Below are 15,944 nucleotides of genomic sequence, written 5' to 3'. Positions count from 1 at the left end.
CCGGAAAGCTGCCCGCTTAAGTATTTTGATTCATTGGGCCAATCCATCCATCTCGGATAGGAGGGAAAGGGCGGGTTAGTCACAAAATTGGCCGAGCCGTGTTTCCCTGAAAGGCGTGTTTCATGGCGCTGAGCGCTTGGTTTTTGGCTGGTCAGCGGATTGGTTAGGCCCGCTTCAACCAAAACGGCGCCCAGTGATAAGCCGCAGATTCGGGCGTTGTGTCCGACGACACGTGGCCAGACCCCCGATTATTCCCGAGAACGGATCACCGCAATCAAGCCGAAGGCAAAAGCCGCGCTGCCGAACAGGTTGATCGCAATAGCCACCGCCCATGTTGTTGCCGAGGCATAAGAGGCCGGATCGGCGATAACATGCCTCAGGACGCCGCCTGCGAACAGCAAAACAAGAACCGGTATGACAAGTACGCGGTAGGTTCTGAGCCACCCCAATAGGCCCAGCCCAATGACGGCCCCCATCGCAATGACGACCATCTGAGCGCCAAGCGCCTGATCCCCGGCCCAGCCCGGCAGACCCTGCTTGATGTCGCGCAGGCTAAGAAGGTTAAAGACGGTGGCGGCCACAAGCCAAAGGCATTGCGCGTAAAGTGCTGTCTTGAAAGGCTGCATTCTGGTCCCCTGTGCCCCGAGAGTAAGCGGCGTTCAGAGCCAAAAGGACGCAAAAGCCAATGACATCAATCACGCCTCCAGCTTCAACCCGCTGAGCCTTGCGGCCAGACGCAACATCGGAATTTGCAGCTTTGACAGACCAAGCCTGGATCCAAAGCCGACCGGAATGGTCATGTCGTCCAGGCTGTCGGGCAGCGGTGTCAGGCTTTCATTGCCGTTCTCGGTGACAAGTACGGTATCGGAATGACGGAACCCGCCCAGCCCCTCGATGTAGACCCCAGGCTCAATGGTGAAGACCATGCCGGGGCGGATTTCGTGGTGATAGCCTTCGGCCAGAAACGGCCCCTCATGCGCGGTCACGCCGATCCCGTGGCCGGTACGGTGCAGCAGGTTGTCGCCAAAGCCCGTTTTGCGAAAAACGTCGTTCACCGCCACATCCAGATCATGCATCGAGGTGCCGGGCTTGCACATCTGAAACGCAAGCGCCCTTGCCTGCATCATGGTGTCAAAGGGCTTGCGCGCCGCATCCGGGACGCGGCCCAGAAAAAAGCTGCGCTCGACCTCGCACCCGTAGCCGTCCAACAGACCGGCGACAATCGCGGTGTTCCCGCCGCACTCAGCCATGCCCAGATCGAAAACCGAGGTGAAATTATGCTGATCATGCGAGATGCGCGGCGGCTGCAACACCCCGGCCATGCTGGTGCACAGAAAATTCGCCTGCGGGTTGTCGATCAAAAGTTTGAGCGAGGACAACTTGTGCACTTTGGAGTGAACCGAAAGCATCGATTTGCCCGGTTTGGCCCCTTTCAGAAGCCGCCGCGTCGGACGGGCGCAGGCCTTTTGCGGTGACATGGTGATCCACCCTCATCCGAAATGAATTGATTTGAAAATCAATAAACCAAGAGGGAACATCATTGTGTTACCACACTGTCAAGTTACTGACGTCACGGCCGTCGGTTCAGGTTTTGACTTTGTGGCGTCAGCGCACCGCCGGGCTGATTAGCACCCCGGAACGATGCGGTAATCGCGACGGGCACCATTGCCCAATGTGCGGATCGCGTCCTGATAGGCGACGCTGTAATAGGCGCTATGCGCCGCTTCGACGCTTTCGAACTCGATCACAACGACACGGTTGTTGTTTTCACCTTCCAGAATCTCAGCCGGTTCCGAGCGGGTGACGAAGCGCCCGCCAGCGGCCTGGATCGCGGGGCCTGCAATCGCGGCATATGCGGCAAAGCACTCGGGATCAGAGATTTCGGTGTAGGTGACGACGGAATATGCCTTGGTCATAAGTGACCCTTTCTGCTTCATCAGGTTGATTGCGACGCAACCTATGGGCCGGATTCTGAGGCGTCAAGCAAGGGTGGTGCGCGGTTTTTTGGGGTCGTTGGGGTCCATTTTGGCGAGGTTTGACCGGCCCGAAACAAGGCGCGAAACACGCTGGCCTACAGAGAAAGACTTGTGGTGCACAGACCACCACGCGTTTCAGTTTGTGTACTCATCTGACTCCTCACCGTTTCAGATTTTCGTTCAAAAGGATCGCGCGCGCGGTTTCGCGGACACGATCTGGATCGTTGGGATGCAGCGCGATTTCGCAAAAGCTGGTTGCCCCGAAACACAGCGCAACAATGCTGAAGGCCCGGTCAAACCGGTCGATATCGCTGTGGCCCAAACCGTCGCGGGCCATACTGTCGCAAAGCGTGGCGCAGACCCTTTGGTAAAGCGCTTGCAGCCCCTCGGAAATCGAGGGGCTAGAGCCTGAGGCGAACCAAAGCTCTTTCATCAGCTTGTTCATGACCTTGTCCGCGAAGATGTCCTGCACGAACAGATCGACCAGACGTTCTGTCGAGACGACCCCGGATTGCGGTTGCAGCTTGTCCAGATGGTCCTCGCTGCGGGCAAAGACACGGTCAAACAGCAGTTGGATCAGACTGTCGCGATTACCCGCGTAATACCGGATCAGCGGGCGCGGCAATCCCGCCTGCGCGGCAACCTTGGACAAGGTCGTTTTCGCCAGCCCCTCTTTCAGCACGACGATTTCCAGAGCCTCAAGGATCTGTTCACGGCGCTCGGTATCGATTTTGGGTCTGGGCAAGCGGGGCCTAGTAAATTGTCACTGTGACAAGATATGAGTCTACGAAACTTGTCAACAAGACAATCTTCAACAATCCCCCGAATATTGCCGCTTCCAGACATTCAATGTCGCCAAAACATACGTTTCAGCCCCGAAACCCATGTTTCACTCGGCTGTCTTTGAGGAGGTGGAGCATGATCGACACGCGATTGACCCGTCTGTTCGGGCTGACAAGCCCCGTTGTGCTGGCCCCGTTGCCGGGGATGGCAGATGGTCGGCTGGCCTCGGCCGTGGCGCGGGCCGGTGGGTTGGGGATGATCGGTGTCGGCGAACAGAATGGCGATTGGATCGCAGCCCAGTTCCGTGCGGCGGGAAATGAATCGGTTGGCTGCGGTTTCAGCGCCGCGCATCTCAAGCGAAATCCCGACCTGCTTGATCTGGCGCTAAAGCATCGCCCGCGTGCAATCTTTCTGACCGATGGCGATCCGCGTCCGTTCGCGCCCCGGATCGCACAGGCAAAGACAAGGTTGATCTGTCAGGTCCACGACCTGCAAAGCGCCGCGATGGCGGTTGAAGCCGGGGCGCATGTCGTTGTGGCACGTGGCGAGGCGGGCGGGCGGTCGACACTGTGCCTGTTGCCGGAAGTGGCCGACTATATGCACCATGCAGACCATGACATCGTCGTGCTGGCCGCAGGCGGCATTGCCGATGCCCGGGGGCTGGCAGCCTGCCTCATGCTGGGCGCGGATGGCGTTTTGATGGGCACGCGGCTTTGGGCCAGTGCGGAAAGTGACCTGCCAGATGCGCAAATACGCCGAATCTTGCAGGCCCAAGGGGATCACGACGACGCAGTCCCATATTCGGGTGAGAGTATCGGTCTGATCCGGGATATTGCGCCGGTACAGGACATTCTGAGCACCATCTCGAACCGGGCAAGCCGCCTGATGAAGCACGCGCAGCGCAAAGTGATTCACTGATCCCGAGTCGCAAAAGGCGACCATCCCATTCTGCCGCGCCCGACATTCGCCTCAGTAAATTTTGCGAAAATCTGACACGAAAGAGCCAATCTCACGAAAAGTTTGAGGGATCAGCAGAATTTATGTGATGGTTTCGCAAAAAGTAGTGGACAGGATGCGGTTTTCGCAGTTCACTACTGCTCAATCAAGGCGAGGCCGTATCACCACCACGGCTGCGCTGCTGAATTCGAAACCCTGTGTCAGGAACTTGAACGATGAAGCCAATCCATTCGTTGCTTGAGCCCTTCTACGAGGATTCAACCCTGAAGCACGGCTTGCCTGCGGCGGCTTATAAGGATGCGGAGTTCTGGCGGGCCGAGTGCGCCTCGGTCTTTACCCGCAACTGGGTTTGCGTCGGCTTTGCCCATGAATTGCAGGCGGTTGGGGACGCGGTTCCCGTCACCGTGGCCGAACATCCCCTGCTGCTGGTGCGCAATACGGCGGGCGAGATCAAGGCGTTCCACAATATCTGCCGCCACCGCTGTCTGACGCTGGTGGACGCGCCCAAGAACCTGGGCAAGCTGATCCGCTGCCCCTATCACGCCTGGGCCTATGATCTGGATGGGCAACTGCGTGCTGCCCCCCATTTTGGCGGCGCGAACGACCATCAGGCCGACGGGTTCGACAAATCGCAGAACAGTCTGGTTCCGGTGCGCAGCCATGTCTGGAACGACTGGATCTTCGTCAATCTCGACGGCAACGCCCCCGATTTCGAGGAATATTCCGCCGCAATCCGAACCCGTCTGGACGGTATGGACTGGGACAAGCTCGACTGTATCGGTACGCTGGATTTCGGCGAAATTGCCTGCAACTGGAAGTTCATCATGGAGAACTTCATCGAGCCCTATCACGTGCAGTTCGTCCATGCCTCGACCACCGATCAGCCGCTTGAAGATCATTACACGATCATCGATGGCAATTGCCTGGGCAGCGCAGTCGATCTGGACGAAGAGGTTGGCACATCCGGCAGTCTGGCTGTCAGCTCTCGCTATCTGACGCTGTATCCAAACTTCATTCTGGGCCGGTACTTCCCCGATCAGTTGGGGGTTTATCTGAACATCCCCACCGGCCCCGGCACGATGATGCAGAAGCGGGCGCTTTACACCACCGAAGGGCAATCCCTGACGCCCGAGGAAGTTGAGGGGCTGAAAAAGCTGTGGTGGGACGTCCACAAGGAAGATCACGAAATGACGGAACGGCTGCAACTGGGGCGGTCTTCGATCGTCTCGGAAGCCGGGGGTGTGTTGTCCCCGGCCTGGGAAGACAGCGTACGCGCATTTCAGGAACTGGTGGCCCGTGATGTCGCCACCGCCGAACATCACTGAATTAGGGAGAAAACAGTGACCGACAACCTAAGCAGCGGCTTCCGTCTGGCGCATACGATGATGCGCGTGATGGATATGGAAAAATCGCTGGAATTCTATTGCGGTATTCTGGGCATGCAGGTGCTGCGACGCACGGATTATCCCGAAGGTAAGTTCACCAACACCTTCATCGGTTATGGCCCCGAGGCCGAGTCTCCGACGCTGGAACTGACCGCGAACTGGGATCAGGAAGAGCCTTACGACAAGGGCAATGGCTGGGGCCATATCTGCATCGAAACCCCTGACGTCTACAAAGCCTGCGAGGATCTGGCAGCCGCTGGCGTCAATATCACCCGCCCGCCGGGACCGATGAAGAACGGCACCCGCGTGATCGCGTTTTGCGAGGACCCGGATGGCTACAAGGTCGAACTGAACGAAAGCATTCTGAAACATCTGGCCAAGGAAGGGTCCTGATCCATGGGCAACGCACCAAGACTTATGAAATGGGACCTTGTCGAAGACCGCTATAACCAGATCGGCGATAGCGACAGCGATACCTATATCAAACCGATGGTGACCAGCGCCTTCAGCGATACGATGTGCGGCGGCATCAATGTGCTCAAGAACATCAAGGTGCCGTGGGACCTGACCTGTGATGAGATCATCTATTGCCTGGAAGGCACCTTCCGGCTGGTTTGCGATGGCGAGGAATATATCTGCAACCGCGGCGATGTGCTGTTCATCCCAAAGGACAACCACATCTCGTATGAGGCGGATGATCGCTGCGTGATCTTCTACGCCGCCTATCCCCATAACTGGAAGCAACTGGCCGGGATCACCAAGGTCCCCGGCATTGATCCGGACGATTTTGTAGCGGGCTGACGCACCGCTGCGACCTGAAGGCAGGCACCCAATGTGCTCTCCCCGCGAATAGGGTGTCTGCCTTCCCCCCAAATGGCGAATGAACGCCCAGAATCCAGACCGCCCGGACATGATCCAAACGACGGGCGGCACCCTGACAGGAGGACGCCAAATGCCCAAAGACAACACCAGCGCCAAGATCTATTACGAAAGCTTTCACGACGCGGTCGAACGCAACCGGCCGAAGATTCCCGAGGTGAAAAAGCGACTGGAAGAGGCGGGCGTGAAATATGTCATGGGCGCCTGGATCGACCTGCACGGCATCCCCAAGACCAAGCCCGTCCCGATGAGCGATTTTGAACAGCTCTGCCTGGGCAAAGGGCCACAATTTGCGGTGCATTCGATCTCATTCGTCCCCGAACTCAGCCCCGCCGACAGTGATCAGGTCGTGGTGCCGGATCTGGATGCGGTCTATATCTGCCCGTGGGACACCTCGATGGCGATCATCTTCTCGGATCTCTATTGGGAGGACGCGCCATATAATGTCTGCCCCCGACAGGCGCTGAAACGCGCGATGCACGAGGCCGCGCAGGAAGGTTATACCGGCTATGCCGGGGTCGAACCTGAATTCATCGTCATGAAATATGACGAGGCCGGTCAACCGGTGAAAGCCTTTGATGACGACCCGGCAGACGGCCTGCGCCCGCGTCGTCAGGCCTTTGGCTATGACGTGGAATACTCGGTCGACTCGATGCCGTTCCTCAAGGACATGATCGACATCATCGAGGGGCTGGGCTGGAACCTGCACGACGTGGTGGCCGAGGGGGCCTATTCCCAGTTCGAGCTGGATTTCCATTATACCAACATGCTGGAAATGTCCGACCGTCTGGCGTTTCTGCGCATCGTTTTGAAGGAAGTAGCCAAGAAGCACGGCATGTTCGTGACCTTCATGCCGAAACCCACCGTGGGCGACTGGCGCTCGGGCGCGCATATCAATATGTCGATGCAGCATGAAAGCCGCCCCGGCGAGAACATCTTTGAAACCACCGATGGCGACTGGAGCGACGAGAGCCGCTGGGCCGTGGGTGGTCTGATGCAGCACGCCGAGGCGATCACCGCGATCACCTGCCCGACCGTGAACTCGTATAACGGGCTGGTTCCGCGTGTGGGTGGGTTCGAGGGCGGCACCGTCACGTGGGCGCCGACCAACATCACCTACGGGTTCAACAACCGCTCGGCCCAGTTCCGCCTGCCGCAAAGCCGCCACTGCATCGAAAATCGGGCCTGCGACATGACGATGAACGTCTATCTGGCGATGGCGATGCACCTGTCCTGCGCAGTGATGGGGATCAAAAACAAGATCGATCCGGGCAAGCCCACCGATTTCGACCTCTATTCCAAGACTGAGGGTGAGCTGGCTGATCTGGGCATCCGCCGCCTGCCGCGAACCCTGTTCAACGCCATCGAGGCGCTGCGCAGCGATGACATGGCCGAGCATGTGATGGGGCCGGTGATGCGGAAATCCTATCTCGAATACAAGAACGACGAGTGGGAGCGGTATCACCAGTCGGTCACCGACTGGGAGGTGCAGGAATACCTGCGGCTCTACTGACAAATCAAACGGTCCCGGCATGTGTCGGGGCCGTCTTTCAAGAACGGCGGGGCGGATGATGACGCAGGACTTTCAGATACTCGAACTGGGCGATTTTCAGTTGTTGTCAGGCGAAGTCCTGAAAGATGCCCGGCTGGCCTATCAGACCTATGGCACCCTGTCGCCCGCACGGGACAATGTGATTGTCCTGCCCACCTTCTACACCGGCACCAATTCCCGCAACGAAGGCTTCTTTGGCCCGGGTCGCGCGATTGATCCGGCCCGGCACTTCATCGTCAGCCCGAACCTGTTTGGCAATGGCCGATCCTCGTCCCCGTCGAACACGCCCGCGCCGCAGGACGGGCCGCGCTTTCCGCTGGTGCAGATGTGGGACAACATCGCCGCCCAGCATCGGCTGATCCATGACCATCTGGGGATTGATCAGATCGCATTGGTGGCAGGCTGGTCGATGGCCGGGTGCCAATCCTATCAATGGGCGGCGCAATACCCCGATATGGTACAGGCGATCCTGCCGTTTTGCGCCTCGGCCAAAACCTCGCCGCATAACTTTGTGTTTCTCGAAGGGGTCAAGGCCGCGCTGTGTGCTGATCAAAGCTGGAATGGCGGCGACTACGACAGCCCGCCGGTCGCGGGGCTGAAGGCGTTTGGGCGGGTCTATGCGGGTTGGGCGTTCTCGCAAACCTTCTATCGCGAGGGGCTTTACAAGCAGCTTGGCTTTGACAGCATCGAGGATCTGCTGCTCGATTGGGAGGTTGACCATGTCGAGGGCTGGGACGCCAACAACCTGCTGGCCAAACTGGCGACATGGCAGGCGGGCGACATCTCGGCCGGGCCGCTTTACAACGGTGATTTCAAGGCCGCCCTAGGGGCGATCAAGGCCCGCGCGATCCTGATGCCCTGCGCGCAGGACCTGTATTTCCCCCCCGAAGACAACGCGATCGAGGCGCAGCACATGCCGAATGCCGAGTTCCGGCCCTACGATTCACCCTGGGGCCATTGCGCCGCCAATCCCGGCAACGATCCGGGCTTTACGGCTGCGCTGGATGCGGGCATTCGCACGTTGCTGGGCGAGTGATCCTTTGGGGCACAGACCCAAGGCTTGTAGAGCAGGGCGAACTGGCTAACATGCCTTGCGCTGGCCGGCAAACGCGTCAGAACTTTGAGTGATAGGAACCCGTTTTGAACATACCGCGAAAGCCAGACACAGCAAAACCAACCCGCCAGCGGGCGACGCACTCGGTCGAAGAACGTCTGAACAGCGAGATCGTCCGGATGCTGGAAGTGGATGGCCGCATGGCATTCTCGGAAATTGCGCAGAAGCTGGATGTCTCGGAAGGGACGGTGCGAAACCGCGTGAATGCGATGAAGGACGCGGGTCTGTTGCGGATTGTCGCCATCGCGGACCCGGTGGCGTCGGAATACAAGGCGGACGCGATGATCTGCCTGAAAGTCGCACCGGGCGTCACCCCTCAGGCGGTGGCGGAGCGGCTGGGTTCCGTCTCGGGCGTGGTTTACATCCTGTGGGTCACCGGTCGATATGATCTCATGGTCGAAATGGTGTGCGAGGAACCCGACGATCTGGCCGCGTTCCTGGAAGATCATATCCACGCTGACAAGGATATCGTGGATTCCGAAGTCATGCTGGGTCTTAAGAACTTCAAAAACCAATTCCTGCTAAAGCGCGACTGGGAACAGGGCGACACGACATAAAGGCGGGTTTCAGAACCTTGGCAAACCTTCGTCAGGCGCGCACCATGTGCCCCCCGTCAATGTCCAGAACAGTTCCGGTCAGAAATCCGTTTTCCATGGCCATGACCACGGCCATCGCGATCTCGTCAGCCTGCCCGATACGCCCGACCGGCAAGCCGTCACCAACCTGAGCGAACATGCCCTGACGTGCCTCTTCCGGCATCGCGGCATAGGCTTCGGTGGCAACCATTCCGGGGCTGATACAGTTCACACGCGCGCGTCCGGCCAGTTCCAGGGCCAACCCTTTGGTCAGCGCTTCGACGGCGGCATTGACGGCCCCAAGCCCGGTCGCCCCGACCGAGGGACGGCGGCTGAGAACACCCGAGAAGAAGGTGATCGATCCTGCGTCGGTCAGATAGGGCAGCACCTCGCGTGCGGTGATGTAGGGCCCGGTAAACTTGGCCTCAAACATGGTGCGCAGCTGGTCCAAGGGCAGTTCCGTGAACGCACCATGCGCCGCGCTTGAGGCCGTGATGACCAGATGGTCAACGGTGCCAAGGCTGGCGGCCCATGCCGTCACCGCAGCAGCGTCGGTGGTATCGACCGGAGCGAGTCCAACATCGCCGATTTCAGCGGCAGCCGCTTGCAGTTTGCCGGGGTCGCGGCTTGCAATCGTGACTTTGGCACCGCAGGATTTGGCCAGTTTTGCGGTCGCTTTGCCCATGCCGCTGCTGCCGCCCACGATGACGACATGCTGGCCGGACAGGTTTGTTTCCAATGCGTCAGACATAGCGATCTCCTTATTCGATTGTCAGTACAAGCTTGCCGGTGGTTTCGCCGCTTTCCAGCCGACGATGGGCTTTTGCCGCCTCAGTTATCGGCAGTGTGGTGATCTGTGGGCGCAAAATACCCTGACCCAGCAGGTCAAAAACCGTCGCAAGGTCGGCGTTGAATGCCTGCGGCTGATCGTTGAAATAGGTGTAGATATCGCTGACCCGCACGGCGATGGATTTCTGAAAGTGCTGCCCAAGGTCCCCGGCAAAACTCCCGGTTGGCGGACCGGCAAGAAAGCCGAACAGCACAACGGTTCCCAAGGGGGCCAGGGCCGCCATGTCTGATGTCAATGTGTCGCCCGAGATAGGGTTCAGGCTCAGATCAACGCCGCGACCGCCGGTCAGGTTCAGCACCCGTGCCGTGACATCCTCGATTCGGTAGTCGATGACATGATCCGCGCCTTGCGCTTTGGCATAGCCCATCTTGTCGGTACTGGCCGAGGCGATCACGGTCATGCCGAGATGTTTGGCGATGTGCTGGATCATGGTGCCGACACCGCCTGCAGCCGCATGCACCAGAACCGTTTTTCCCTTTGCCGCGCCGCCCAGATTGACCAGCATGTGATAGGCGGTCATGGCGTTTACGGGGATTGATGCGGCCAGTTCAAAACTGACACTATCACTGATTCGGGTAACGTAAGCTGCGCCGATGATCGAGTGCGTGCCGTAGCCACCGGCACCAATCGGACCCATCCAGGCGACCCTGTCCCCAATCGCAAAGCCGTCGACCCCGTCGCCGATGCCTTCGATCACACCTGCGCCTTCGACACCGGGGATGTAGGGCAGGGCGGGCATCATGCCGTCGGGCATTTCGCCGCGTCGAATGATCGTGTCGATGAAATTGACCGCAGCCGCGTGATTGCGGATCAGAACTTCGCCCGCGCCGGGCTTTGCGGGGTGAATGGCCGACCTGCTCAGCACATCAGGCCCGCCGGTCTGTGAGAGTTTGATCGCGTAGGACATGGGTTTCTCCGTCTTGATGGACCGAAGATAGAGAGATCGCCTATTCGAGATAATAGTTGAGATCAGGAGATAAATTCCCAAAAATAGAATAATGATCTACAACGACATTGCCCTGTTTACCGCCGTCGCGCGGGATCTTAGCTTTTCCAAGGCGGCGGATCGGTTGAACATACCGCTCAGCCGTGTCAGCCGGCGGATTGCGGCGCTTGAGGATCTTCTGGAAACCAAACTTTTCGAACGCACCACGCGACAAGTCCGACTGACCGAGGAAGGACGGCATCTGTTGGATCGCTGTCAGGACCCCATCGAGGCGTTGCAGGACATTGCGGTGATAGGCGAGGACACAAACCGCCACGTGATCCGCATCACGGCCCCACCGCTGGCGGCACGCACCACCATTGGCCCGCGCCTGCTGGATTTCGCGGTCCTAAATCCGGACATTCAACTGGAACTGACAACCACAAACGCAATGCTGGATTTCTTCCGGTACAACGTCGATCTTGCTTTCCGGGTCGGGCCGCTTGGGGATTCCAGTCTGGTGGCAAAGCGTCTTTGGTCGATTCCGTATTGTTTCTGCGCAGGCGATGGCTTCGTCAAACAGCATGGGTTGGAGGGCGCGATCACACGGGCAGAATTTCTGAAACTGCCCGCCCTTGTGGCGGGGCAGCCTTGGGTTCTTGATTCAGGAGAGCGCATCCACCCCTCGCATATCGTGCACAGCCTCACCGATCTGAGCGTCCTTGAGGATGCCGCCCGACGCAATCTTGGTGTCGCGATGCTTCCAACGGATATGACCGGGGCCGGTCTGCGACCTCTGACCGTTGATGGCGCAACCCCTTTGACCCGCGAGATGTATGCGGTCTACCCCAGTCGTCGTTTGCTGCCTGCACGTATGCGGAAGCTGATCGATTTCATGGCGTCGCGTCGCGATCCTGATCGAAAGTAATCACAAAACAAGCGCCGCCATTGCCGGGATCGATGTCAAGCGTCCCGTCGACCGCTTCGGCCGTCGCCTTGACGATGTTCAGGCCCATGCCGGTGCCGCCACTGTCCCGACGCGTGGTGAAAAAGGGTTCAAGCACCTTGCCGACATTGCCCTCACTGATCCCCGCCCCATCGTCCTTGATGCGCAGGCTGGTCTTGCGAATGCTGTGTTCCGTGCTGAGGTAAACCGTTTGCGCCCCATGCTGTTGCGCGTTCTGCAAAAGATGGGTCAGCATAAGCGTCAGTGTGCGGGCCTCGACCGGTAACCGGGTGGTTGCGGCCTCGATCTTCAGGGCCAGTTTCGGGAATGCCCGCCGCAACTCTGGTTCGATATCGGCCAGGCAACAGGACCCGGCCAGCGCGCTCTGATCGGCCAGGCTGAAGGCGCGCATGTTGGCAAGCAGATCCTCCATCCGCGTACTGCTTTTGTCGATCGCATCCAGAAGCCTGTGCCTTTGCGGCTGGGGCAGATCATCATCCCGCAACAACTCGGCCGCACCTTTTAAAGCGGTCAGGGGGGATTTCAGTTCATGGGTGACATGCGCCGTGTAGGTTTTCAGCGCGTCCTGCTTGCGTTGCAGACGTTCGGTCAGCGACTGAAAGCTGCGGCTCAGATCTTCCAACTCGCGGGTTCCGAGCTGTTCGGGTGGCTTCCATGGCTGGCCGCCATGGCCCGCAGACTGGCTGCGCTGAATCAACAGGCGAATGGGTTGGGTGATGAAGCGCCAGAAGACGTAGCCGATCAGGGCGGTGGACAAGGCGACGAAGATGGCCGCCTTGATCAGGTTGGACCGTTCGCCATACAGAAAGCGGAAGATGTGGTTCGGTGTGCGGCTGATATAGACGGCCCCGATCAGCGTCTCATCGATGAACACCGGCATCGCCACAAAGACCCGCACCCGTGCACCACGGCTGAACGTATAGAGCGCGGGGGGTTTGTCATCGCGCAACCGCGTTCGCGCGACCGAGGTGGTATCGCCCGCCAATGCGGCTTGGACCTCCTCGACATGGCCCATCCCCTTGCCGATCTCGGCGGTACCGGCAAAGACACGCCCCTCGGCATCCAGGAAGCGATAGCCCGCCAGTGTCTGCGCTTGTGCGGCGTCAGACATGCGAGTCAGCAATTCGGCAATGTCGCGATAGACAGGCCTGGTTGATGCTGTCACCGGAACCGCATCCGGGCGGGGCGGCAGGATCGTTTCACGATTGACGGACAGGGATGGGAACACCGCGTCATCCACGGAAAACGAACTTAGGTCGGGCGGCTGCGCACCGGCTGCGTCCGCGTAGAGTTCGGCAAAAGTCGCAGACATTACAGCGGCTTGGGATAGCAGGCTTTCCTCGGTCTGTTGCACCAGCTGGCTGTCGTAGAACCGAAACAGGATCAGCCCGGCGAAGGGTAGGCACAGGACGATTGCAAGGACCAACAGGACAACTGTCCACAGCCGGGGGCGCCATCTTCGGCTTAGCCGGGCAGGCATGAACCCATCCTCAACCCGACACCATGGATGGTCACGATACCGTCGCCACACCCGGCTGAGGCCAGTTTGGCCCGAACATTTCGGATGTGGCTGTCGATGGTCCGGTCGGACACGTGTATGTTGTAGCCATACAGCGCGTAGATCAGCTGCACCCGCGACAGGACATGATCGGGCCGGGCCATCAACGTGGCCAGCAATCTGAACTCGGACCCGGTCAGAGACACGTCCAATCCGTCGAACCGGCAAACATGGCGGTCAGGATCAAGATGCAGGCGGCCCCGCGTCAGGCCCTGGTCCGCTTGCGCCACCAATGCGGTGCTGCGTTTCAGAATGGCCCGGATCCGCGCCACCAGCTCTCGCGGGGAAAAGGGTTTGGTCAGATAGTCGTCGGCCCCGATCTCAAGCCCCACGATGCGGTCAATCTCATCATCCCGCGCGGTCAGAAACAGGATCGGCACGTCCGAGGATTTACGGATCTCGCGGCAAACTTCCAGCCCGTCTTTTTCGGGCAGGCCAATGTCCAGAACGATCAGGTCGGGGCGCTCTGCCTGACAACTGCCCAAGGCGGAAACGCCGTCGGTAGCGAACAGCGTTTCATAGCCAGCTTTTTCAATCGCGATCCCTGTTACCTCAAGGATATTGGGGTCGTCATCGACAACAAGAATGCGTGCGGGCATCAACGGCGGTCCTTCAATTCTGCTGCCGATAATAGGCTTGGATACGCCATCTCCGAAAGCCCCATTCGCGCCAGTTGGTGATCCTGTCTCGGCGCAGATCATAATACATTGCACGACCGCAAATCTGTTGATCCGTTTCCATTTCGACTGCATGTATGGCCGGAAAGGCATCGGCCCCCAGACCGCAGATGTAATAGGTATCGCGCGAGGCCAGATCGCCATGGCGCAGATTGTAATCGGCGACAATCCCTGAGAAGTTCACGAAACAGCAAACATACAGCGTGGCCAGCGCGGCCGCGAAACATCGGCGCAACAGCCAGACGCTGCTATGGCCATTGTGGATTTGCAACAGGGTCAGAACCAGCCCGACCATGACCAAACCCATCCAGATAAATGCCGCAATGCGCAGGTGAGTCAGGGCATATGCTTCGACATATAGCTGCAACCGGAACGCGGCCGTGACGACCAGAAAAACATTCTGCACAAGCCACAGGTAGACCAAAGCGCGCAAGGTCCGGTCCTCACGGATCATGCTGTGGGTTAGCAGAGTAAAGACGCCTGCAAGCAGGGCTGTGACCACCAGCGGATAAGCCCCGCGATGCGCGTATTCGGCATAGTTCACCCCATCGGGCAGGGCGACACCGCCGGTCAGGATGCCAAGGTCCATGACGGTTTGGGCCAGAAACAAGGCGTTGAAAAGAAACAGACAGTTTCGGACCGACGCTGGATTGACCAAAAAGGCGGATCGACCCGGCCCGGCCTGTCTGGCAACCGGTTTGGTTGTGGTCGACCCCAGCAGCTTTTCGCTGAGGTTGAGATAGGGCCAGATCAGACAGGCAACGACGGCCCAAAACAGCACCCTAAGCCAGAAATCCAACACAAACATCTGACCCGGATCCAGCCGGGACAGAAAACCCTCCAGCAGCGGGTTGGCACTGGACAGAAGGGCCAGAAAGACCCCGCCCATGATCAGGGGCAACAGCATCGACGCCGCGTGATTGCGAGCGCACGATCCGACATCGACCGATTTGCTGGCCCGCGCGGTGTCGCGAAACAGCATAAGGCTTCCAAAAATTGGCAGTGTCAGGGCCGAGCGCAGGACAAGGTGCTCGTTCGAGCGGCTTCCATAAACGACCCAAACGGCAAGGCACACGATCCCGCCCAAACTGAACATCAGCGACAAGGGTTGCAGATCAACCGCAACCGGCAAGTTGCACATAAGCGCAAAGGTCATGGACCCCAGCCATTGGATCGGGCTGGGCCGCAGTGGTCTGGCAACCATGATGGCCACCGCAAAGAGCAACGAGAATACCGCGACCGAAATACCCGCCGGTTGGTTCCAGAACAGCCAATCCGCAAGCGTGATCAACGCCGCCAGCAACGGGATCGCGTGCTGCATCCGAAGGGATTTCAGCAACGGCCCGTCAGGTGTTGAAAGACGCCGTTGCTGGGACTGCGGAGTGCTGACCGTTTCCAGCCACCATGCGTCTCGTTTGATGCGATCGGGTACGCCCTGAATGATCAGTTCCTGTCTCATGCTCTGTCTCTTGCTTGCTGTTTTTGTTGCCCACAGCAATGCCGGGCGCGATTGCAGCTTTGCGAAGCCATGCGCGCAGAGATCGGGGGGCTTTTGTGCAGATTTTCCGCAGAATGACCGGCAGAACTTCCATAAGGATCAGTGATTTTCAGCACCGCTCGCGGTATGGTTGCAGGCCTACGAACATTGCGATCCGAACATATGTCAGGCGCTTTGGTCTAAACCCCTAAATAACGGAAGATTGTAGCTGGAAACCCCGTAAATCCCTGTAATTCGGATACTCTTTT

The 15,944-nt window shown here is 58.9% G+C and carries 17 protein-coding genes; 8 read left to right on the top strand and 9 right to left on the bottom strand.

The annotated features are described in order from the left end of the window. Positions 1-248: 248 nt before the first annotated feature. The 4 genes from ACR0KX_RS04225 to ACR0KX_RS04210 form a co-directional block, all read right to left on the bottom strand. On the bottom strand, positions 249-626 hold the full coding sequence (locus tag ACR0KX_RS04225) for a hypothetical protein (protein ID WP_170622657.1): 378 nt from the start codon (positions 624-626) through the stop codon (positions 249-251). A gap of 69 nt (positions 627-695) precedes the next feature. After that, positions 696-1,478 carry a M24 family metallopeptidase gene (locus ACR0KX_RS04220; protein ID WP_170622656.1) on the bottom strand — a complete coding sequence of 261 codons (783 nt, stop codon included), beginning with the start codon at positions 1,476-1,478 and terminating at the stop codon, positions 696-698. A 147-nt stretch (positions 1,479-1,625) separates the two neighbouring features. After that, positions 1,626-1,916 carry a DUF1330 domain-containing protein gene (locus tag ACR0KX_RS04215; protein WP_170630485.1) on the bottom strand — a complete coding sequence of 97 codons (291 nt, stop codon included), beginning with the start codon at positions 1,914-1,916 and terminating at the stop codon, positions 1,626-1,628. Between the two features lie 220 nt (positions 1,917-2,136). After that, on the bottom strand, positions 2,137-2,721 hold the full coding sequence (locus tag ACR0KX_RS04210; RefSeq protein ID WP_170622654.1) for a TetR/AcrR family transcriptional regulator: 585 nt from the start codon (positions 2,719-2,721) through the stop codon (positions 2,137-2,139). Positions 2,722-2,894: 173 nt separating this feature from the next. Between ACR0KX_RS04210 and ACR0KX_RS04205 the strand changes: the two genes are divergently transcribed. From ACR0KX_RS04205 to ACR0KX_RS04175, 7 genes are all read left to right on the top strand, one after another. Then, complete coding sequence (locus ACR0KX_RS04205) at positions 2,895-3,677, top strand: nitronate monooxygenase (RefSeq protein WP_170622653.1); 783 nt, start codon at positions 2,895-2,897, stop codon at positions 3,675-3,677. A gap of 254 nt (positions 3,678-3,931) precedes the next feature. Next, positions 3,932-5,041 (top strand): aromatic ring-hydroxylating oxygenase subunit alpha, encoded by a 1,110-nt coding sequence (locus ACR0KX_RS04200; RefSeq protein WP_170622652.1) that lies wholly within the window; start codon positions 3,932-3,934, stop codon positions 5,039-5,041. 15 nt (positions 5,042-5,056) lie between these two features. Further along, positions 5,057-5,494 carry a lactoylglutathione lyase gene (gene gloA, locus ACR0KX_RS04195; RefSeq protein ID WP_170622651.1) on the top strand — a complete coding sequence of 146 codons (438 nt, stop codon included), beginning with the start codon at positions 5,057-5,059 and terminating at the stop codon, positions 5,492-5,494. Positions 5,495-5,497: 3 nt separating this feature from the next. Continuing rightward, a complete protein-coding gene (locus ACR0KX_RS04190; RefSeq protein WP_170622650.1) occupies positions 5,498-5,902 on the top strand; it encodes a cupin domain-containing protein in 405 nt (134 codons plus the stop codon). Positions 5,903-6,053: 151 nt separating this feature from the next. After that, a complete protein-coding gene (locus ACR0KX_RS04185) occupies positions 6,054-7,493 on the top strand; it encodes a glutamine synthetase family protein (protein WP_170622649.1) in 1,440 nt (479 codons plus the stop codon). Positions 7,494-7,551: 58 nt separating this feature from the next. Continuing rightward, complete coding sequence (locus ACR0KX_RS04180) at positions 7,552-8,568, top strand: alpha/beta fold hydrolase (protein ID WP_170622648.1); 1,017 nt, start codon at positions 7,552-7,554, stop codon at positions 8,566-8,568. Positions 8,569-8,672: 104 nt separating this feature from the next. Continuing rightward, positions 8,673-9,203 (top strand): Lrp/AsnC family transcriptional regulator, encoded by a 531-nt coding sequence (locus ACR0KX_RS04175; RefSeq protein WP_480583955.1) that lies wholly within the window; start codon positions 8,673-8,675, stop codon positions 9,201-9,203. 31 nt (positions 9,204-9,234) lie between these two features. Here the strand turns inward: ACR0KX_RS04175 and ACR0KX_RS04170 are convergent, their stop codons facing one another. Both ACR0KX_RS04170 and ACR0KX_RS04165 read right to left on the bottom strand, forming a co-directional pair. Further along, positions 9,235-9,972 (bottom strand): SDR family oxidoreductase, encoded by a 738-nt coding sequence (locus ACR0KX_RS04170; RefSeq protein ID WP_170622647.1) that lies wholly within the window; start codon positions 9,970-9,972, stop codon positions 9,235-9,237. A gap of 10 nt (positions 9,973-9,982) precedes the next feature. Beyond that, the gene (locus ACR0KX_RS04165; RefSeq protein WP_170622646.1) at positions 9,983-10,978 is read right to left on the bottom strand and encodes a zinc-binding dehydrogenase; all 996 of its coding nucleotides are present in this window, start codon (positions 10,976-10,978) and stop codon (positions 9,983-9,985) included. Positions 10,979-11,069: 91 nt separating this feature from the next. Here ACR0KX_RS04165 and ACR0KX_RS04160 point away from each other — a divergent pair, with 91 nt between their 5' ends. Beyond that, positions 11,070-11,924 carry a LysR family transcriptional regulator gene (locus ACR0KX_RS04160; protein ID WP_480707927.1) on the top strand — a complete coding sequence of 285 codons (855 nt, stop codon included), beginning with the start codon at positions 11,070-11,072 and terminating at the stop codon, positions 11,922-11,924. Here ACR0KX_RS04160 and ACR0KX_RS04155 read toward each other — a convergent pair. The 3 genes from ACR0KX_RS04155 to ACR0KX_RS04145 are packed head-to-tail and all read right to left on the bottom strand — an operon-like array spanning position 11,890 to position 15,657. Continuing rightward, positions 11,890-13,443 carry a sensor histidine kinase gene (locus ACR0KX_RS04155; RefSeq protein ID WP_480707925.1) on the bottom strand — a complete coding sequence of 518 codons (1,554 nt, stop codon included), beginning with the start codon at positions 13,441-13,443 and terminating at the stop codon, positions 11,890-11,892. The genes ACR0KX_RS04160 and ACR0KX_RS04155 overlap by 35 nt on opposite strands. Next, entirely contained in the window at positions 13,428-14,120 is a 693-nt protein-coding gene (locus ACR0KX_RS04150) for a response regulator transcription factor (protein WP_480707923.1), read from the bottom strand. The genes ACR0KX_RS04155 and ACR0KX_RS04150 overlap by 16 nt, the downstream gene beginning before the upstream one ends. Positions 14,121-14,133: 13 nt before the next feature. Further along, entirely contained in the window at positions 14,134-15,657 is a 1,524-nt protein-coding gene (locus ACR0KX_RS04145; protein WP_480707921.1) for a DUF4153 domain-containing protein, read from the bottom strand. Positions 15,658-15,944: the final 287 nt, after the last annotated feature.

This window comes from Ruegeria sp. BG5, from assembly GCF_056538425.1.
This window is presented reverse-complemented; position numbering and strand designations above follow the sequence as displayed.